Genomic DNA, 20,288 nt, shown 5'->3' on the forward strand with positions numbered 1-20,288 from the left:
CGAATCTGGAGCTCACTATAGCGATGGCGCTCAGGTGAAAGTATACGGAAATCTGCTTATCGGGGAAAACCACTAAATGCCAGAGTGGCTGGGGGCTTGCGAGGAGTTGGGGGAAGAGTTGGCTAATATAGCGCAGATATAAAAAAGCCCGGTATAAAACCGGGCTGAAGAGCTGTGTTAGGTTTAGGCCATGCGGAAGGCGCGTACACCCGCGAGGAAGTTGGCCTTGTCGGTAGGAATCTGGCGATAGGCCAGTGCCAAGCGACCGACGGTGGAAATCAGGTTGTCCAAATCAATGTTTTTGCCGTAGCGCTGATTGTATTGGGTCAGGGGCTTGTGCAGCACCTTGCGCCATTCGTTATCAGACTCTTCGGTGTCCATATACGGATTGGCTTCTTGCTGGTTGCCGCCGGTGACCAGATCATTGCCCTGTTGCGGGGTGTGATAGGTTGCGGTGAACCAAATACACTCCTCGAGCAGACGCGGGAAGTCGTCTTGGTATTGCTGCACTTCTTCCGCCAATCGACGGAACATGCGGGTACGCTCAATTTTCATCAGCGTGGCAATAATATCGGGTTTGCCAGCAAAGTAGCGGTAAACGGTACGACGGGTTACATTGGCAACGTTGGCAATATCTTCAATTGTGGTTGCCTTAATACCCTTGGTGGTAAAGCAGTGCACAGCCGCTTGCAGCAGCATTTTTTTGCCGGTATCTAGGTCGTCAACACGGGCGCCACTGCCCCAGCGCTTATTGGTTTTCATCATTCTCACCATCTCTAAGCATTTCTTTGTCACTATGCTATCACGCTGTAACCTTGCTGGAATGTGAAATATCGCGGAAATGGGTAAGGGATTGTACCTATGTTTGGTCAATTTCAGGCCCATTTTATGTTCAGGGCAGAAATCTGATGTGTGTCATAGTGTGGCGATCAAATTTTTGTGACGGGACGGGTTGACAAGTTTTGTGTATCAAATAACCTAATGGAATATACATATATAAAAATAATTTTATGTAGTTGCGGCTATTTAGTGTGAATCCTTTAGGATTCGCCCCCTTGCAGTCCCTGCTCGGTTTAGTTGCGACATCTATAAGGAGTCATCGGCAATGCGCCCCGATAAAGCCCTACCCTTGGCACTGATCCTGCCTCTTGTCTCTGTTGCGCCTGTGCTTGAAGCGCAAGAAGAAAAAGCCACCCGCAAACGCGGTCTGACAATAGAAGAGGTCATGGTTACCGCCCAAAAACGGGAAGAGGGTGCAGATCACATACCGCTGGCGATCTCCACGTATCAAGGTGAGGACTTGCAGGCGCTCGGGGTGACAGACACCCGTGATCTGGGCAAATTAGTGCCCGGTTTTTCCTACGCCGACGGCGGCTTTAATACACCTATTTATACCCTGCGGGGGGTGGGCTTTAACGAAAACAGCCAAACCGCCAGCTCCACCGTGGGTGTTTATGTCAATGAGTTCAACCTGCCCTTTCCTATTATGAGCAAGGGCTCGAATCTCGACATTGAACGCGTTGAAGTGTTGAAAGGCCCGCAAGGCACCCTGTATGGCCGCAATACCACCGGCGGCGCTATCAACTACATTACTAAGCGGCCCACGGCTGAGTTCAGCTATGGCTTAGATCTTTCCTACAGCAGCTACGATACCCTGGAGTTTGAGGGCTTTGTCAGCGGCGGTTTGACAGATACTTTGAGCGGTCGCTTGGCGTATACCCGAATCGAATCCGGTGAGGGCTGGCAGAAAAGCAATACTCGCCATCCAGACAGCCCTAATTACAATGGCAAAACTGGCCGTGATTTGGGTGCGCCCTATGGCCGCTATGGTTACGACGAGTTAGGTCAGATTGAGAAAGACGCGTTTCGCGGAACCCTGGAGTGGGAAGCCAGCAAAAATATCCTGCTGACTTGGCATGTAGATGGCTGGAGCGACAAATCTGAACCGCAGGCCCTGCAAGTCACCGATATTGAATCGCAAAACGTTATTTTGGGTGCCGCTGCTCTACATCCAAACGTTGCCAATTATCCCACCGTGGATAAAAACACCGACGATAATACCCTCGCAGATTGGCCTAATAATGGCTTGAATTTTCGTCTGAACGACAGCTTTTACTCCACCGGCGTACGCTTGGAGTGGGGGCTGACCGAAGATGTGGATATGTTCCTGCTGGCCTCGATGGGTGAGTTTGAGGCGGATGGGAGTTTTATTCCCCAGTCGGGCGTAGATACCGAAAATACCGAGCGCAATACCTTTGCGACTACCGACTTCTATAACATCGAGCTGCGCTTTGCCGGCTCGGCCAGCTCGGACCTGTTCTGGCAGTTTGGTCTGAGTTATAGCGAAGATGACGTTCACGAGTTCCAGCGTCTGCACCACGAAAACGTCAGTATTATTTTCCCGGTGGGTCTGCCCTCTGGCTTCCCCATTCTCTCGGTGTTGCCGATCGACATCATTCCCCCCGATGGCATGGCCGGCTTGGATAACCGCTCCGGTTTTGGCGGCGACCAGCTTTCTGAAACGGCGGCGGTCTTTGGTCACGTGGAATGGAATATTGTTGACGAACTCAAACTGACGGTTGGTGCACGCTACACCGACGAGGTGCGTGACTTTAACGGCTGTTCTCAAGACGTGAACGTAGAGGACGAGCCCGGTGCAGATCAGGAGCGTCCTGGCGCGACCAATGAAGGTATCGGTCTGAACAATGCGTTTAGCGCGATCAGTGCCCTGCAATCTCCGCTGGCAGGTTATGCGCCGGGAACGGCAGAGCGTGGCGGCTGCTTTACACTGAATTCTGAAACCCGTCAGCCCGGTCGTTACTACGGCCAGTTGAAGGAAGACAATATTTCTGGCCGCGTGGCTTTGGATTGGCAGTTTGATGAAGATGCCATGGTGTATTTGTCGCTGAGTCGCGGCTATAAGTCGGGTAGCTTCCCGCTGATTAATATTTCCGACTCTTCACAGTTCGAGCCAGCCACTCAGGAGCGTCTCGATGCTATTGAGATCGGCGCCAAGCTGAAGCTGATGGACACCATGCAGCTAAATGCGGCGGTGTTTGATTACGACTATAAAGACAAGCAGTTGCGCACCAATTTTGCCGATCCGATTTTTGGCGCGCTGCCGATTCTTCGCAATGCACCAAAATCCAAAGTAGTGGGTGCCGAGTTGGATTTGAAATGGAATCCGCTAAACGGTTTGTTCCTCGCGTTCTCGGCCTCTTATCTCGATACCGAAGTGATTGAGTTTGTCAGCGGCGACAGCGACGGCAACGAGTTCGATTTTGCGGGCAAGCCCTTTAACTACAGTCCAGAGCTGGAATACGTTTTCATCGTTGACTACGTCATGCCGGTATTCGATGACTACGAATTGTCATTTGGCGCGGACTACAGCTATCGCGCTGAAACCAACTCCTCATTAGAGCAGGATCAGCGTTTCTACATTGCTGATTATGGGCTGGTGAATGCCCGCATCGGTTTTGCTCCTGCAGAAGGCCCTTGGAGTGTCAGCCTGTGGAGTCGCAACCTGACCGATGAGTATTACTACAATAATGTCACTAATCAGCTAGACACTATTGGGCGCTATACCGGTATGCCGGTAACTTACGGCTTGAGTTTTTCCTGGCGGCCCCAGTAATTGCTCCTCAAAAACCAAGATTGTTCCTCAAAAGCTTAGATTGCTCCTCAAAAATCTAGTTAGAAAACCGCAGTCTGCTGCGGTTTTTTTGTTTTGGGCGCGCCACTTTGCTGAAAATGACAATCTCGACTATTTTGTGGTCAATGAGTCGTGTCTTCACTTAGGGCACAATGGCCCATGAAAATTTCTTGCTGTAAAAATAAGATGGAGTAGGAAGAGCAATGCAAAAAAATAATTATGCATTACAGGGAATTGCAGCCGCAGCTCTAGCTGCAAGTAGTAGCGCATTTACCCCTAACGCATTAGCCGCCCCGGTATTGGAAGAGGTTGTTGTGACCGCCCAATTGCGGGAGCAAAGTCTGCAAGATGTTCCGGTTTCGGTCAGCGCCATTGGCGGTGAAAAAATGATGGAATCCGGGCTTTCAAAAATTGAAGACCTGAGTGCCTATGTACCCAACTTCACCATGTCGGAATCCGGCATCGGCACCGATATTTTTATTCGCGGTATCGGCTCGGGTGAGAATCAGGGTTTTGAACAATCGGTGGGTATGTATGTCGATGGCATTTCTTACAGCCGTGCCCAGCTAGCGCGGGCGCCGTTCCTCGATTTAGCGCGGGTTGAAGTTCTGCGCGGCCCACAAAATATTCTGCTGGGTAAAAACAGCGTGGCCGGGGCGATCAGTATTTCAACCGCAGACCCCACCGACCAGTTTGAAGGTTCTACCCAAGTGACCTATGAACCCGATGTGGGTGAGCGCATTGTCGACTTGGTGCTCAGCGGTCCAATGACCGATAGCATGGGCTACCGCTTTGCAGTGCGGGCGCGTCAGCAAGATGGCCATATTTACAACCTCGTACTAGACCGCGATGAGGCAGAACGTGAAGAGTTGACCCTGCGCGGAAAGCTCAAGTGGGATATCCGCGATGATCTGAGCGCCAGCTTTAAAGTGGAGCTGGGCAGCTTTGACGTAGACGGCCGCGCTTCAGAAATTATTACCAACTACCCCTCAACCTCGACGGTGCCGTTTTTTGCAGGTCGCACCTATGGCGAGATCATGTACGACACTCAATTTCCGGGTGCGGGTGGCGCCGGTCTAGGTGCACTGGCGGGCTTGCTGCCACAGCAAGTGCTGGATGTGCTGCAAGTGCAGGGCACTGGCGACATCATCAATATTCAGGGTGATCCGGGTGTGCTGAACAATGTCGCTGACCGTAAGCGCCACTCCAACGGTGACTACAGCTATAACGACACCCAGAATTTCACCGCTAAAGTGGACTGGTATTACGGCGATCACCTGTTCACCTCGATCACCGGTATCATGGCCTATCAGTATGAAGAGGACTGCGACTGCGACTTCACTGGCGCGCCGCTTTTCCAAGTGTTGTTTGATGAAGAGTACAAACAATTCAGCCAAGAATTCCGCTGGATTTCGCCCGCAGGTGAAAAAGTGGAATACATTGCCGGTGCGTATTTCCACAAAAGCGCGCTGGATTTCTACGATACCATCTATCTGCCTTCAGACATTATTCCCCAGTTGGTTAACGCGGCTGACCTGACCGAGGGTGGTGCGCGCGGTGATAATGACCCAGCGGCAGGCTCCAGTTCGGCATTCGAAGTGCTGGGTATCGGCGATGCGGGTAATGCGCTGCGCGGTATTCGCACTCCTCGTTACTTCACCAGTGATTCACTGATTGCCTCGGGTTTTATGCAGGCTACTTGGAACTTGGATGAGTACTGGCGTTTGACCTTGGGTGGCCGTTACACCTGGGAGAACAAAGAAGGCAGCCGGAAAATGGACTTTGCCTTTGAAGATGGCACCATCCAGCCGCTTGGCGAAGTGGACACCGCCGCTGCGGTTAGCTTTGCTGCCGAGCGTCACAGCCTTAAAGGTGAGCGTCAGGAATCGCAGTTCGCTCCGTTGCTGAATATTCAGTGGGATGTTAGCGGCGATATGATGGCGTATTTCTCTGCCAGCCGCGGTTTTAAGTCGGGCGGTTTTGATGCGCGCTCAAATGCCTCGCCCAGCGCTGACCCCACACCGATTAATCCCAACGCACCTACCGGCACCAATCAGCGGGTGTTGATCGGTAGCTTTGAATACGAAGAAGAGCAGGCCACCACCTATGAAATAGGTACCAAAATGACGCTGCTTGAAGGCGCTGCAGAATTAAACGTGGCGTTGTTCCGCACCGAATTTGAAGACCTGCAGGTGAGTATCTTCGACGGCACCTTGGGATTTAATGTCGGCAATGCGGCCAGCGCACTTTCTCAGGGTTTGGAGTTGGACGGCCGGATGGCGCTAACCGAAAACTTGGTGCTCTCAGGCGGCTTGGCCTTTTTGGATTTTGAGTTTGGCGAGCACCTGTTTGGTACTTGTAAGCAGGATGAAGCGCCAACCAATCCCAATGGCGTGAACTGTGATTACTCCGGTAAAACCAACCAGTATGTTGCGGATTACTCCGGTAACCTGTTGCTGGCTTACGAGCGTCCAATTACCAAATCGTTGATGCTGCGCGCCAATCTGGACGCGGTATTTACCGATGAGTACTACACCTCGCAGAACTTGGATGATCGGGTGAAGCAAGATGCCTATATTCAGTACAACGGCCGTTTGGCGGTGTCCTCGCTAGATGGCGACTGGGAGCTGGCACTGTTGGGTAAAAACCTGACCGATGAACTCATTATCATCTACTCTGCCGATGCGCCTACTGGCAAAACCATTACCGGGGCAACGGCTCACCACGCCTTTATCAACGCTCCGCGTACCTTTGCTCTGCAAGCTAGCTATCGCTGGTAAGGCTCTGCGATTATGCGCCCGCTGGTCGGGCGCTTAGCCAAACCTTATTGCAGAGATGCGGGTTATTCCTTGGCCGGATACGGCTTTTGCGTATAGTTTGCAGCGGCAAAAAAAACTACTTTAACTCCCGTAAGCGGCAACTAGCCGAGCAGCGATTAGGGGACGAAAAATGGTAGGCGATGCGCAACTGATTCTGGGTGTAGTAGCAGTAAGTGCAGGTATGATTTTGGCCGCTACCGGAATTGTGCTGTTTTCAGTGCAAAACCAAGTGAACTTGAACCCGGTTTGTCTTAGCCGCAAAGCGGAAGCCAGCAAGTAGTTTCGAGTTTTTATTAACTGCCTAGCACCGCAATACAATTTGGGACGGCTGTACGCGCTATTAATCAGCGCGGCACCATTGAAAGGGCTCCATGGGAGCCCTTTTTTTATGCCGGGATTTTAATCCCTATTAAAACTGGCTAATGTCTCGCACCGCGCCTTTGTCGGCGCTGGTCGCCATTTTGGCGTAGGCCTTCAGAGCGGTAGAAACCTTACGGGGCCGTGATTTAGCGGGTTGCCAGCCTGCAGCGCCTTTGGCATCCATCGCCTTGCGGCGACGATTCAGCTCGCTGTCTTCCAGCAACACATTAATGGTACGGCAGGGAATGTCGATGCGAATAATATCGCCCTGTTCGATCAATGCAATCGCGCCACCAGAGGCCGCTTCTGGCGAAACGTGACCAATGGAAAGGCCCGAGGTACCGCCAGAGAAACGGCCGTCGGTCAGCAAGGCGCAGGCTTTACCCAGACCTTTAGACTTAATGTAACTGGTGGGGTACAGCATTTCCTGCATACCGGGGCCGCCGCGCGGACCTTCGTAGCGAACAATCACCACATCACCGGCTTTAACGCGGTCGTTAAGAATATCGTCTACCGCGTCTTCCTGGCTTTCACAAATATGCGCTGGGCCTTCAAACACCAAAATGCTGTCATCCACGCCGGAAGTTTTCACTACACAGCCATCTTCGGCGATATTGCCAAACAGTACCGCTAAACCGCCTTCTTTGGAGAAGGCGTGCTCAAGGCTGCGAATACAGCCGCCTTCGCGGTCGTCATCCAGTGATGGCCAGCGGGTGTCTTGGCTAAAGGCTTCTTGGGTTGGAATACCCGCCGGGCCTGCGCTGTAAAAGGTTTTTACCGCATCGTATTCGGTCAGGGTGATATCCCACTGCTCAATTGCAGCCGCCATGGTGCTGGCGTGTACGGTAGGTACGTCGGTGTTCAACAAGCCGGCGCGATCCAGCTCGCCGAGAATACTCATAATACCGCCAGCGCGGTGTACATCTTCCATGTGATACAGCGGCGTGTTCGGCGCCACTTTGCAAAGTTGCGGTACTTTGCGCGACAGGGCATCAATGTCTTTCATGCCGAAGTCCAGCTCCGCTTCTTGAGCGGCGGCCAGCAGGTGAAGAATCGTGTTGGTTGAGCCGCCCATGGCGATATCCAGCGCCATGGCATTTTCAAAGGCCTGATAGCTGGCAATATTGCGTGGCAGAACGGTGGCGTCGTCTTGTTCGTAATACTGGCGAGTCAGTTCAACAATGCGGCGACCCGCTTCAAGAAACAGTTTTTTGCGGTCGGCGTGGGTGGCCAGCAATGAGCCGTTGCCGGGCAGGGATAAGCCCAGTGCTTCGGTCAAGCAGTTCATGGAGTTGGCGGTAAACATGCCGGAACATGAGCCGCAGGTTGGGCAGGCAGAGCGCTCGTATTCGGCAACTTTTTCGTCGCTGGCGCTGCTGTCTACCGCAATAACCATGGCGTCAACCAAGTCCAGCTTGTGCTCAGACAATTTGGTTTTGCCGGCTTCCATAGGGCCACCGGAAACAAAAATCACCGGAATATTCAGGCGCATTGCGGCCATTAACATTCCCGGCGTGATTTTGTCGCAGTTGGAAATACAGACCATGGCATCGGCGCAGTGGGCGTTTACCATGTATTCCACCGAGTCGGCGATAATGTCGCGGCTTGGCAGGCTGTAGAGCATACCGTCGTGGCCCATGGCGATACCGTCATCTACGGCAATGGTGTTGAATTCTTTGGCTACACCGCCAGCGGCTTCAATTTCCCGTGCAACTAATTGGCCTAAATCTTTTAGGTGAACGTGGCCGGGTACGAATTGAGTAAAGGAGTTCACCACCGCAATAATCGGTTTTTCAAAGTCGCCGTCTTTCATGCCTGTGGCGCGCCACAGTGCGCGGGCGCCAGCCATATTGCGGCCAGCGGTGGACGTTTTAGAGCGGTATTGGGGCATGGTGGCCTCTTCCTGCGAAGTTATTTTGAAAAGCTGGGCATTTTAGCAGGTTTGACGCTTCTGGGGAGACAGGTAAAGATAGGATAGCGGCGGCAAGTGGATTTACTCTGGCCGCGAAAGCCATAAGTAACGTGTACGAAGGAGCATAATGAACGACCTGCAGGCAATGATTATTCCCTGGCTGATTAGCTGGATTCCCAGTTTATTTGTGTTGGTACTGCTGTGGCTGGCTTGGGTTTTTACCCGCAAGGTCTTTGATGTTCAAAAAGAGCACGGCGCCGATACTCGCTACCGTGAGCAGGGTACACGCCTGCTGTTTCGGCTTGCCGGTTTGGTGCTGTTGGTGGCTACGCTGCCGATCAGCAATGAACTGCGCGGGCAATTATTTTCCCTTATCGGTTTGCTGGCATCGGCGGCCATTGCGCTCTCCTCTACTTCGCTGATGGGGAATTTAATGGCTGGCTTTATGTTGCGCACGGTCAATAGCTTTAAGGCGGGGGATTACATTGAGTTTCGGGGCGAGTTGGGTCGGGTTTCCCAGCGCGGCTTATTACATGTGGAAATTCAAAATGAAACCAGTGAATTGGTTACCGTGCCAAATTTGCTGTTGGTGCAGGAGCCCTACAACGTAGTGCGCTCCTCGGGCACGGTGGTGTCGGCCGATGTTTCGCTGGGTTATGACGTTGACCGGCGTGATATTGAAGCCGCGCTATTAAAGGCCATTGAAGATACCGAGTTGGAAAATGGCTTTGTCCAAATTCGTGAGCTGGGTGATTTCTCGGTCACCTATCGCGCCAGTGGTTTGTTAAAAGAGGCGGGCTTATTGCTCAGTACCCGCTCTAAGCTGCGCGGCCGTATGTTGGATGCGCTGCATAATGCTGGTATCGAAATTGTGTCGCCCAATTTCATGAATCAACGGGTATTAAACAGCGAGAATAAAATTATTCCGGTACGCCGTCGCCATCGTCCAGAAAAAGACAAGGCCGGTCAGGCCGAGGAAATTCTGTTCAGCAAAGCGGAGTTGGGCAGTGTTATTGAAAAGTTACAGGGCAAAATTAAATCCCTGAAAGATGATCTGGCCAATGAAGAGTACGGCGAAAAAGATCGCGAGGCGGTGAAGGAAGAATTATCGGCGGTAACCGCCGAGCTGGAGATCGCCCGCGAAGCCGTAAAGGCGGCGGAGAGTCAGGATAAGGCCAGCGAGGCTGAGGAAAAATCCTAAAACAGCTCGATCGGATCAACGTCAATTGACCAGCGCAAATCGCTGGATTTTTTGATCCGGTCGCCAGCTTGTGTTGCCAGCGAAAGCAGTTGATGCAGTTTGGCGCGATTCGGGGTTTGTAAAATCAGGCTGCAGCGAAAGCGCCCGGCGCGCCGGGTCATCGGTGCGGGCAGCGGCCCCATCATTTGAATGCCTTTGGCGTGGGGGCGCAGCGCCGAGGCCAGTTGTTGCAGAAATTCCTCCGCCCGCTGCAGCCGCACGGCATCACTTCTTAATACGGCGCAATAGCTGGCAGGCGGTTGCTGTAAGCGTTGGCGCTCGGCCAGTTGTTGCTGGGCAAAGCGCCGGTAATCCTGTTTTAGCAGGGTTTGCAGAGCCGGGTGCTCCGGGCAGTGGGTTTGAATCAATACCCGCCCTGCCAATTCCGCGCGACCTGCGCGTCCGGCCACTTGCACCAGTAATTGCGCGGAGCGTTCAACCACGCGAAAGTCTGCGCTGAACAAGCCCGCATCCATATCGACAATGCCGACTAAGGTGACATTGGGGAAGTGGTGGCCCTTGGCCAGCATTTGGGTGCCGATAATAATGCCGGCGCCGCCGCGACGAATTTCTTCCACCCGATTTTCCACGTCGCCTTGGCGGTTCATGGTGTCGCGGTCGATGCGATAAACCGGGGTGTTGGGGAATTGCTGTTGCAGCAACATTTCTAGTCTTTCGGTGCCGGGGCCTTCAAACAGCCAGTGATCATCGCCGCAATCGGGGCACTGGTAAGGCATGGCGGCGGTGGCGTCGCAGTGGTGGCATTTTAAGGTCTGGCGGCGATAGTGCACGGTTAGCCGCGCATCGCAATTGCCGCATTGGGCGATCCAGCCGCAGCCGTGGCATTGCAGGGTGGGGGCAAAGCCTCGGCGGTTAAGAAAGATCAGTGCTTGCTGTCCCTTCGCTACGGTTTGGCCAATATTTTCCAGCAGTGGGGTTGAGAGACCTTCGTGCAGATTTTGACGGCGGATATCCAATAGCTGAATTGCCGGTGGCTTGGCATCGCCAGCCCGTTGGCGTAATTGCAGCAAGGCATAGCGACCGCGTTCGACATTAAACAGGCTGTCTAGACTTGGGGTTGCGCTACCCAGTACGACCGGGCAGTGATTATCGGCGGCGCGTTTTACCGCAATATCTCTCGCCGAATAACGCCAGCCATCTTGCTGCTTGTAAGAGGGGTCGTGCTCTTCATCGACAATAATAAGCCCGAGCTTGGGTAGATCGGCCAAAATCGCGGATCGGGTGCCGAGCAGAATCGGGGTGTCGCCTTGGCGCACCGCCAGCCAATTTTTGAGTCGCTCATTATCGCTCATGCCGGAATGCAGGCTGGCAACTTGAGCGGGAAAACGGCGCTCAAAGCGCTCCAGTGTTTGCGGGGTTAGGCCGATTTCTGGCACCAAGACCAGCGCTTGTTTGCCTTGCTGAAGGGCGGCGTGAATTAAACGTAAATAGACCTCGGTTTTGCCGCTGCCGGTAATCCCTTCCAATAAAAAGCGGGAGAATTGGCCGAGCTTGGCGGTGACAGCATCAACAACATGAGACTGTTCAGCGTTCAACGTCGGCGGTGTTTCAGCGGTATTGGTTATACCCACACTCGCAACGGCCTCGACCAGATCGCGTTTAATCAATTCATTTAATAGCGGGCGCTTAAAACCCAATTCCGTCAACTGCTCTCGGTTGAGGCGGTGCTGGGGAGCCTGCACAAAAGCGTCTAGCAAGGCCAATTGCTGCTTGGCTCGGTTGGCGGGCGCTTCTTTACTCTGCCAGTCAGCGCAGAGTTGCCAGCAATCATCAGGGCTGGGCCGGGCCTCGGCGGGGCCGGGCTTGCGCAAATTCACCGGCAACATTTGCTGAAGGCAATCGCCTATCGGATGGTGGTAGTACTGAGCGGCCCATTGTCCCAGCGCTAGTTGCTGGGCGCTGAGGCTGGGCGTCTCGGCATCCAATAATTCAATAATGGGTTTGAGTTTCTGGTGCTCGGATTGAGTTTTTAGCGCGATGATCACCGCAACCAGCCGGCGATTGCCAAAAGGAACGAGCACCCGCTGGCCCGGTTGCGGGGCGTGGGTTTCTTTGCCGGTCAGTAAATAATCAAAGCTGCGCCGCAGTGGGCAGGGCACGGCAACTTCGATAATGGCTGGCTTGGAAACGGCTTGGAACATGCTGGTGGCGCAGAAAATACAAAAGCGGCAGTGTAGCGGAAATCGACCAAAGAAGGACAAGCCCGAACCCTCAAACCGGGTAATTGCAGCAAATGCCTGATGGTGCTTGCTTCTGCGGCCAATTCTGCTAAGATTCGCGGCCTGTTTTTCCGGCGGTTTTTTGATCAATTCAAAAGTGAGCCGGAGCTCAGCCCAGCACGGTGCTCGGCAAGGGATCGAGTGGCGGTGCATCCAGAGGCCCAATGAGGAATTTTTTGAAATGAAAGCTGATATCCATCCAAAATATGAGCAGATCAATGTGACCTGCAGCTGCGGCGAGAGCTTCCAAACTCGTTCGACCCTGGCTGAAGACCTGCACGTTGACGTATGTTCTGCTTGCCACCCTTTCTACACCGGTAAGCAAAAAATGCTGGACACTGGTGGCCGCGTTGACCGCTTCCGCAAGCGTTTCGGTAGCCGGGGCAGCGTTAAGGCTTAATCGCAGGCAGCACAATGTGCAGCCTTTGGCGATCTTTAAAAGTGCCCGGTCAGTTTCGATCGGGCATTTTTGTTTTCAGGTTTTTATTTCCTGCAGTTTGGCTAATCAGTGTTGGGGTGCCGGTATTTGCCCAATGCCCGCCGCCCACCGCCGGTTTGCCATCGGCGCAGCTACTGTCGGTAATTGATGGCGATACCCTGCTGTTAAGGGATCGGCGCAAAATTCGTCTGCTGGATATCAATACCCCAGAGTTGGGTCGCGATGGTCGTTCTGATGAGCGCTGGGCGCAGGCCGCTAAACAGGCGGTTGCAGACTTTCTGGGCAAAGAAAATCGGCTGATTCTCGATATATACGGCAAAGACCGCTACAACCGTCATCTTGCTGAGGTATACCGAGAAGATGGGCAGATGCTTTCTGAGCATCTGTTGCAAGCTGGCTTGGGGTGGCGCATTCTAGTACCTCCTCTCCCCCACAGCCGTGGGAGCAGCGATAAACTCTGTCTCTATCAGGCGGAGGAGCAGGCCCGGCGCCAAAAGCGTGGGCTGTGGTCGCACACTATCTTAAACAGTAAGGTAGCCACCAGCGCCAATCAGGGATTTACACTGATGCGCGGACGCGTTGAACAGGTGGCAACAAGCCAACATTCAACGTGGATTGATCTGGAAGGTGATGTGGTATTGCACATCAGCCACCGGGATTTGCACTGGTTTTCAGCGCAGGATGTGAGCCAATGGCGAGGTCAGACCGTAGAAGTGCGGGGCTGGCTCAGAAGCCGTAAGCCACCGCGTTCGGGACTGGCCAGTTTGCGAATGGATTTACGACACCCGGCAATGATTGAGTTGTTAGGTAAGCAGTTAGATAAGTAACGGCAACAATGATTGGTAAGTCAGGACAAGACAACTCGGCATGGGCCGGGTAAGAATTGTTGTTGTAGTAATAGGAATTGATGCCGCCGAATGCGGCTAAAAATAGAGAGCGTAACAATGGCTAAGGATATTAAACAGGCGGCGCTGGATTACCATGCCAAGCCCACGGCGGGAAAAATTGCCATTAGCCTGACTAAGCCGGCAGAAACACAGTACGACTTGTCATTGGCCTATAGCCCCGGTGTGGCTGAGCCAGTGCGCGAGATCGCCAAAAACCCGCAAGACGCTTACAAGTACACCAGCAAAGGTAATCTGGTTGCGGTAATCTCTAACGGTACAGCTATTCTGGGATTGGGTGATCTGGGCGCAGCAGCAAGCAAGCCGGTAATGGAAGGCAAGGCACTGCTATTTAAGCGTTTTGCCAATGTAGATTCGGTCGATATCGAAGTTAACACCAAAGATCAGCAGCAATTTATCGACACCGTCCGTCTTATTTCTGGCACATTTGGCGGTATCAATCTGGAAGATATTGCCGCGCCAGATTGTTTTGAAATTGAAAAGGCGCTGATTGAGCAGTGTGATATTCCCGTGTTTCACGACGACCAGCATGGCACAGCCATTGTGACTGCTGCGGGCATGATCAACGCGTTGGAAATCCAAAACAAAAAACTGGAAGAAGCGCGCATTGTTTGTCTCGGTGCCGGCTCGGCGGCGATTGCCTGTATGCGCTTGTTGATCAGCTTGGGTGCGAAGCACGAGAACCTGTTTATGATCGACCGCCGTGGCGTCATTTACGATGGCCGCGAAGGTGTAAACAGCTACAAGGCAGAGTTTGCCAATAACACCGGCCCGAAAACCCTAGCAGAAGCCATGCAAGACGCCGATGTCTTTGTTGGTCTGTCAGGCGCGAATTTGCTGAGCGAAACGGCGCTGGCTTCTATGGCAGATCGTCCGATTGTGTTTGCCTGCTCCAACCCTGATCCAGAAATTGAACCTGAGCTGGCCCATTCAGTGCGCAGCGATTTGATTATGGCTACCGGTCGTTCTGACTACCCTAATCAGGTAAATAATGTTTTGGGTTTCCCCTTTATTTTCCGAGGTGCTTTGGACGTGCGCGCCAAAGTAATTAACGAGGAAATGAAGATTGCCGCTGTTTACGCTTTGTGCGAACTGGCCAAGGAGCCGGTGCCGGCAGAAGTTGTTGAAGCTTGCGGCGAGGGTGAGTTGAGCTTTGGCCCAACTTATATTATTCCCAAACCGGTCGATCGCCGCTTGCTGGGCGTGGTTTCTGCCGCAGTGGCCAAAGCTGCAGTAGACACAGGTGTGGCGCAATTGCCCTACCCAGAGCATTACCCGCTGAAATAATCTCTCCCTCCCTCGGCTCTTGTCGGGGGAGACATTTCTTTCTTCAGTTCTTCACTATCTCTACATCCGTATCTGATAAGCTCAGTAGTGCGTTTACGCCCTATCTAAACCTTTATCTTTTTGATGGAGAGACTTATGCGGCTTTTGATCAGAACAAATCTGCTGCAAACCCTGAAGTCATTGGGGCTTGGCTTGTGCCTAATTTTTACCGCCGCTTCCTGTGCTATGGCGGAGCGCTTGCCGGATGGAATCATAAAGCTGGCGGATATTTCCTACGGCACAGATAAGCGCCAGGCGATTGATGTCTATCGGCCTAAAAATGCGAGTAATGCCCCCATTATTGTGATGGTGCACGGCGGCGCTTGGCGAATCGGCGATAAAGACAATCGCACGGTGGTGAACAATAAACTTGCTCGCTGGGGTAGTCGGGACTTTGTTTTTATCTCGGTGAACTACCGTCTATTACCAGATGCCGACCCCTTAATGCAGGCTGGGGATGTGGCGATGGCCTTGGCTTATATTCAGAGCCATGCGGCGCAATGGGGTGGCGACCCAAGTAAGCTGGTCTTAATGGGACATTCGGCAGGGGCGCACCTAGTGTCACTACTGGCAGTGTCTCCAGATCGAGTAATGCAGCGCGGTGGCCATAATTGGCTGGCAACAATCTCTCTTGATACGGCGGCCTTTGATATTGTGAAGGTCATGGAAAATCCTCACCCCCGTTTTTATGATCGGGCCTTCGGGAGTGATCCCAGCTATTGGCGAAGCGCTTCGCCACTTCATCAACTGAAAGATAATTCTCAGATCAATCAATTGCGTCCTATGATGATTGTCTGCTCTACCGAACGCGAAGATAAGCCCTGTGATGGTGCCGAAGTTTTTGCCAGCGAATTGCAAAATCGCAGTGTGATGAATACGGTTTTACCACTTGCCATGTCTCACAGAGAAATCAATGCCGACCTTGGGAAAAATGAGGCTTACACTAAAAGTGTCGAGGATTTTATGGCTCAATTGGACAAAACTATTTCAAAACTTCTTCAATAACATTCAATACAAATAACGACGGCCAAAACTTTATGCTTTCACTTCGAAACCTCAAGCCAGACGACTACCCCGCTATTAAACGAATCATGGATGAAGTTTATCCGGGGAAGTTAGGTGGCAGTTGGCCCAAGAAAAATTATCTGGCCATGCTGAAAGTCTTTCCTGAAGGGCAAATTTGTATTGATGACAGCGGCGAGGCGGTGGCGGCTGCGTTCTCGGTAGTGGTGGATTACGAGCAGTTTGGTGATGACCACACCTACGACCAAATTACTGGTAATGCTTACCTCACCACCCACGATCCCAATGGCGATGTGCTTTACGGTGTTGATATTTTTGTCGATCCCAGTCACCGCAATTTGCGGCTGGGGCGGCGCTTGTACGAAGCCCGTAAGGAGCTGTGCCAGAATCTGAATTTACGCGCGATTATTGCGGGCGGTCGCATTCCTAATTACGCCGAACACGCCAGCGAGCTCACGCCGCAAAAATATATCGCCTCGGTAAAGCGCAAGGAAATTTTTGACCCCATTCTCAGCTTTCAGCTGGCAAATGACTTTGAAGTAAAACGGGTATTAAAAGCCTATTTACCCGAAGATGAAGAGTCCCACGGTTACGCGACCCTGTTGGAATGGACTAATCTTTATTACGAGCCCAAAGCGCCTAAATTATTTGGTGCGAAAAAAACCACCGCGCGCATTGGCTGTGTGCAGTGGCAAATGCGCGCTTTTCACAGCGTGGATGAAGTGCTTTCGCAGGTGGAATATTTTATTGATGCCTTGGCCGATTACCGCTGCGATGTCGCCTTGTTTCCTGAGTTTTTTAACGCGCCGTTAATGGGGCTGGAAACCCATATCACCACGGTGGATTCGGTGCGTTATCTGGCCAGTTATACCGACCATATTCGCGATGAAATTTCCCGCCTTGCGGTGGCCTACAATATCAATGTGGTGGCCGGGTCGATGCCGCTAATTGAAAACGACAAGCTCTACAACGTGGCCTACCTCTGCCGCCGCGATGGTACCATTGAAGAACAATACAAATTGCACCCCACACCCCATGAGAAGCGCGACTGGATTATGGAGGGTGGTCAGAAGCTGTAATTGTTTGATACCGATTTCGGCAAAGTCGGTGTACTGATTTGCTACGACGTGGAATTCCCCGAGCTGGCGCGCTTGCTCAGCGAAAAGGAAATGCAGATTTTGCTAGTACCGTTCTGGACTGACACCAAGAATGGCTATTTGCGAGTGCGGCGCTGCGCCCAAGCCCGTGCGATTGAAAACGAATGCTATGTCGCCATCGCCGGCAATATCGGCAACCTGCCGCAGGTCGATAGCGTAGATATTCAGTACGGCCAGACGGCGGTATTTTCGCCCTCAGACTTTGCGTTTCCCCACGATGCGATTATGGCGGAAACGACGCCGAATACCGAAATGACGCTGATTGTGGATGTTGATTTGGCGAAATTGCAGGAATTGCAGAATGAAGGGTCGGTGAGAAATTATCTGGATCGTCGCCGGGATTTGTACAAAATCGTTTGGACCGGCGACGACGAGTAGCGAGCTTATTTAGATCAGTGCCATAACGCCGTTTATGGCCATCCACAACACGCAGATAACGCTGAGCAAGAACAGGGTAAAGCGCAGCATTACCACATTGCTGGTGCACTGAACCAAGCTGTGTGCAATACGCAGACCGACATAGGCCCAAGCCAGTGTCAGGTTCAAACCGCTGCCCATGCCAAGCAGGGCGAGGCTCAGGGCGGTGGCGTAAAACACGGTGGGGTGTTCCATCAGGTGATTGTAGTTATCTGCCTTCCACTGAATTTTCTTTTCCATTTTGGCACCCAGCTCTGAGGTGCGCTGCCCTTCATTGGGATCCATTTTCAGCTTAGACATCGCGGGCAGGCGGGTGCCGGCCATCCACATTAGAATCAGGTGGCTCCACACCACCAGCACCAACACCGGTAATAAAATTTCATGGGCGTGAGTCATAGTTTTTCCCCTAGGGTTTCGTTATTTTGGAGTTCTGTTATCTGGGTTTTTGCACCCCAATGCAAGCAAATTAATAAAAGGGCACGAGCCATGACGCGTAAAAATATTTTGATTACCGGTGCCAGCTCTGGCTTGGGTGAGGGCATGGCGTGGCGATTTGCCGCCAAGGGCTGCAATCTGGCCTTGTGTGCGCGGCGGCTGGATGCGTTGGAAAAACTAAAAGTCGATATTGAGCGCGCCCATCCGCAAGTTAAGGTGGCGATCAAATCGCTGGATGTCTGCGACTACGATCAAATCTCTCCCGCGTTTCACGATCTGAAAGAGCAGCTGGGCGGTCTTGATCGGGTTATTGTGAATGCCGGAATGGGCAAGGGTGCCTCTCTGGGCACCGGGTATTTTCATGCCAATCGCAAAACCGCTGAAACCAATTATGTGGCAGCGATCGCCCAGTGCGAGGCGGCCTTGGAAATTTTTCGGGCGCAAAATCACGGTCACTTGGTAACCATTTCGTCTATGAGCGCGGTGCGTGGTATGCCCGGTTCGTTCTCGGTTTACGCCTCATCTAAGGCGGCATTGCGAAATTTGAGCGAGGGCATAGCGGCGGATTTATACGGCACGCCCATCAAGGTGAGCTGTATTTTGCCGGGCTTTATCCTCACGCCGATCAACGCGGATATGAAGCGGGCGCCGCTGCGGGTAAGTTTAGAAAAGGGCTGTAATTCACTGGTAAAAGCGATTGAGCGCGAGCCCAAGGAAGCCTGTATTCCGGGCTGGCCTTGGGTGGTGGTAAATATGGTGATGAAAATCGTGCCGCTGAAAGTACTGTCGAAAATGTCGGGCTAGATTTACTGCCCGCTTGCCGGCTCGTTGGGGCTCTCATTTAAGCCAAGGCGAGCCGCTCGCTTATTCCACAACTTGCGGGCGAGCTGCTGCATATCCACGCTGGCATCGGTTTCGTCGACAATTTCTAAACCCAGCAGTGTTTCAATCAAATCTTCAATGGTGATAATCCCCAGCACCGCACCGTATTCATTGACCACCATCACCATTTGCTCACGGGAATCCACCATCCAGCGCAGTAGTCCGTCTGCGGTATGGGTTTCGGCAATGGCGGGTAATTCGCGGCCCAGTTCACTGAGCGGGCGATTCGGGGTATTTAGCGCGGCTTTTAGCAGCTCGTCTTTGCGCACAAACAGGTGAAAGTTATCGCTGTGCGAGCTGAATAAGGGGATACGAGAAAAGCGCAAATTGGGATATTTGCCAAGGGCTTCGCTGGCGGTTAGCTCGCCATTGATGGCAAACACCACCGGGCGCGGGGTCATCACATCGCGGGCAACCAGACTGCGAAACGCCATCATGCTGCTCACTTGCGCCGCTTCTTCTAAGCTGAACACCCCTTCGCGGGCGGCCAATTCGGCCAGCGCGCTGAATTCCTCACGGCTGACCGAGTGATGGTGGGCTTTACTGGCCATCATCCGGGTTAGCAGTTCCGCCAGCTTTGCCAGCGGAAACATGCTAATGAGCACTACCCGTAAAATTTGCGCGCAGGCCGGGGCCAGTTGTCGCCAATAGCGGGCGCCCAAGGTTTTGGGAATGATTTCTGAAATCACCAGAATCAGCAGGGTTAATACCGCTGAAATCACCCCGAAATAGGCTTCGCCAAATACCTTGGTGGCCTGCGCGCCTGCGCCTGCTGCACCCACGGTATGGGCAATGGTATTGAGGCTGAGAATGGCAGCCAAGGGTTTGTCGATATCGGTTTTATAGCGCGACCACAACGCCCCGCCTCGGTTGCCTTGCTGGTTCTCAGCGGCAATATATGAGGGCGTAATACTGAGTAGCACCGCCTCCAATACCGAGCATAAAAAGGAAAAGCCGAGGGCGAGACTGATATAAATAATTAATGAAAGCATGGGCCTATTATCTGGGTTTGGCGAAGCGCGGCAAGGTATACGGCAGACTTTTTCCAATGGATGTGACGGGAATTTGGATTGCCGATATGTGAAACACCGTGTATCATTATTTGGGTCCGCTTCTGGCGCGCCAGAAGTCTTCAACTCATGAATAACAATAGTGGAGTGAGAACATGTCTGAGAATGCAGCGCCGGAAGGCACTTGGAACATCACCGTAAAAGGCCCTACTGGCAAAGAAGTGACCGTGCTGGAATTACAGCGCGATGGCGATACTCTAACCGGCACCCAAACGGGTCGCGGCGTATCAACCCCAATTGAAAACGGTAAAGTGGAAGGCAATACCGTTTCTTGGACTCAGCAAGTGACCAAGCCAATGAAGCTGAATGTCACGTTTATTGGTGAGATCACCGGTAATGATATTGCGGGTAAAGTGAAGGTCGGCATGATGTCGCACAAATTCAGCGGCTCTAAAGATCTGGGTTAAACCA

General features: G+C 52.6%; 15 protein-coding genes and 1 pseudogene. 11 read left to right on the forward strand and 5 right to left on the reverse strand.

Annotation, left to right across the window (positions count from 1 at the left end; translation table 11 throughout):
* Positions 1-183: 183 nt before the first annotated feature.
* Complete coding sequence (locus tag IB286_RS01670; RefSeq protein WP_190761919.1) at positions 184-765, reverse strand: TetR/AcrR family transcriptional regulator; 582 nt, start codon at positions 763-765, stop codon at positions 184-186.
* A 340-nt stretch (positions 766-1,105) separates the two neighbouring features.
* Here IB286_RS01670 and IB286_RS01675 point away from each other — a divergent pair, with 340 nt between their 5' ends.
* The 3 genes from IB286_RS01675 (at position 1,106) to IB286_RS01685 (ending at position 6,751) form a co-directional block, all read left to right on the forward strand.
* Complete coding sequence (locus IB286_RS01675) at positions 1,106-3,634, forward strand: TonB-dependent receptor (RefSeq protein WP_190761920.1); 2,529 nt, start codon at positions 1,106-1,108, stop codon at positions 3,632-3,634.
* A gap of 221 nt (positions 3,635-3,855) precedes the next feature.
* A complete protein-coding gene (locus tag IB286_RS01680; protein ID WP_190761921.1) occupies positions 3,856-6,432 on the forward strand; it encodes a TonB-dependent receptor in 2,577 nt (858 codons plus the stop codon).
* A 169-nt stretch (positions 6,433-6,601) separates the two neighbouring features.
* The gene (locus IB286_RS01685; RefSeq protein ID WP_190761922.1) at positions 6,602-6,751 is read left to right on the forward strand and encodes a hypothetical protein; all 150 of its coding nucleotides are present in this window, start codon (positions 6,602-6,604) and stop codon (positions 6,749-6,751) included.
* 129 nt (positions 6,752-6,880) lie between these two features.
* On the opposite strand, the gene ilvD is transcribed toward IB286_RS01685, so the two are convergent.
* Positions 6,881-8,722, reverse strand: a complete 1,842-nt coding sequence (gene ilvD / locus IB286_RS01690; protein ID WP_190761923.1) for a dihydroxy-acid dehydratase — start codon at positions 8,720-8,722, stop codon at positions 6,881-6,883.
* A gap of 148 nt (positions 8,723-8,870) precedes the next feature.
* On the opposite strand from ilvD, the gene IB286_RS01695 reads away from it, so the two are divergent.
* Positions 8,871-9,944, forward strand: coding sequence for a mechanosensitive ion channel family protein (locus tag IB286_RS01695; protein ID WP_190761924.1), 1,074 nt, complete (start codon positions 8,871-8,873; stop codon positions 9,942-9,944).
* Here the strand turns inward: IB286_RS01695 and IB286_RS01700 are convergent.
* A complete protein-coding gene (locus IB286_RS01700) occupies positions 9,941-12,145 on the reverse strand; it encodes a primosomal protein N' (protein ID WP_190761925.1) in 2,205 nt (734 codons plus the stop codon). The two genes, IB286_RS01695 and IB286_RS01700, sit on opposite strands and share 4 nt — an antisense overlap.
* Before the next feature lie 259 nt (positions 12,146-12,404).
* On the opposite strand from IB286_RS01700, the gene rpmE reads away from it, so the two are divergent.
* The 5 genes and pseudogenes from rpmE (at position 12,405) to IB286_RS01725 (ending at position 17,451) form a co-directional block, all read left to right on the forward strand.
* Positions 12,405-12,623 carry a 50S ribosomal protein L31 gene (rpmE, locus tag IB286_RS01705; RefSeq protein ID WP_190761926.1) on the forward strand — a complete coding sequence of 73 codons (219 nt, stop codon included), beginning with the start codon at positions 12,405-12,407 and terminating at the stop codon, positions 12,621-12,623.
* Between the two features lie 14 nt (positions 12,624-12,637).
* Positions 12,638-13,489, forward strand: a complete 852-nt coding sequence (locus IB286_RS01710; RefSeq protein WP_190761927.1) for a thermonuclease family protein — start codon at positions 12,638-12,640, stop codon at positions 13,487-13,489.
* Between the two features lie 117 nt (positions 13,490-13,606).
* Positions 13,607-14,854 (forward strand): malic enzyme-like NAD(P)-binding protein, encoded by a 1,248-nt coding sequence (locus IB286_RS01715; protein WP_190761928.1) that lies wholly within the window; start codon positions 13,607-13,609, stop codon positions 14,852-14,854.
* A gap of 135 nt (positions 14,855-14,989) precedes the next feature.
* On the forward strand, positions 14,990-15,898 hold the full coding sequence (locus IB286_RS01720; protein WP_190761929.1) for an alpha/beta hydrolase: 909 nt from the start codon (positions 14,990-14,992) through the stop codon (positions 15,896-15,898).
* A 146-nt stretch (positions 15,899-16,044) separates the two neighbouring features.
* Positions 16,045-17,451 (forward strand): annotated as a pseudogene (locus IB286_RS01725) (bifunctional GNAT family N-acetyltransferase/carbon-nitrogen hydrolase family protein).
* Between the two features lie 9 nt (positions 17,452-17,460).
* Here IB286_RS01725 and IB286_RS01730 read toward each other — a convergent pair.
* On the reverse strand, positions 17,461-17,886 hold the full coding sequence (locus IB286_RS01730; protein WP_190761930.1) for an MAPEG family protein: 426 nt from the start codon (positions 17,884-17,886) through the stop codon (positions 17,461-17,463).
* Between the two features lie 90 nt (positions 17,887-17,976).
* Here IB286_RS01730 and IB286_RS01735 point away from each other — a divergent pair, with 90 nt between their 5' ends.
* Positions 17,977-18,729, forward strand: coding sequence for an SDR family oxidoreductase (locus tag IB286_RS01735; RefSeq protein ID WP_190761931.1), 753 nt, complete (start codon positions 17,977-17,979; stop codon positions 18,727-18,729).
* Positions 18,730-18,731: 2 nt separating this feature from the next.
* Here the strand turns inward: IB286_RS01735 and IB286_RS01740 are convergent, their stop codons facing one another.
* Complete coding sequence (locus tag IB286_RS01740; RefSeq protein ID WP_190761932.1) at positions 18,732-19,799, reverse strand: CNNM domain-containing protein; 1,068 nt, start codon at positions 19,797-19,799, stop codon at positions 18,732-18,734.
* A gap of 173 nt (positions 19,800-19,972) precedes the next feature.
* Here IB286_RS01740 and IB286_RS01745 point away from each other — a divergent pair, with 173 nt between their 5' ends.
* Positions 19,973-20,284, forward strand: coding sequence for a hypothetical protein (locus tag IB286_RS01745; RefSeq protein WP_190761933.1), 312 nt, complete (start codon positions 19,973-19,975; stop codon positions 20,282-20,284).
* Positions 20,285-20,288: the final 4 nt, after the last annotated feature.

It is taken from the genome of Spongiibacter pelagi, from assembly GCF_014705705.1.
GTDB classification, from domain to species: Bacteria; Pseudomonadota; Gammaproteobacteria; order Pseudomonadales; family Spongiibacteraceae; genus Spongiibacter; species Spongiibacter pelagi.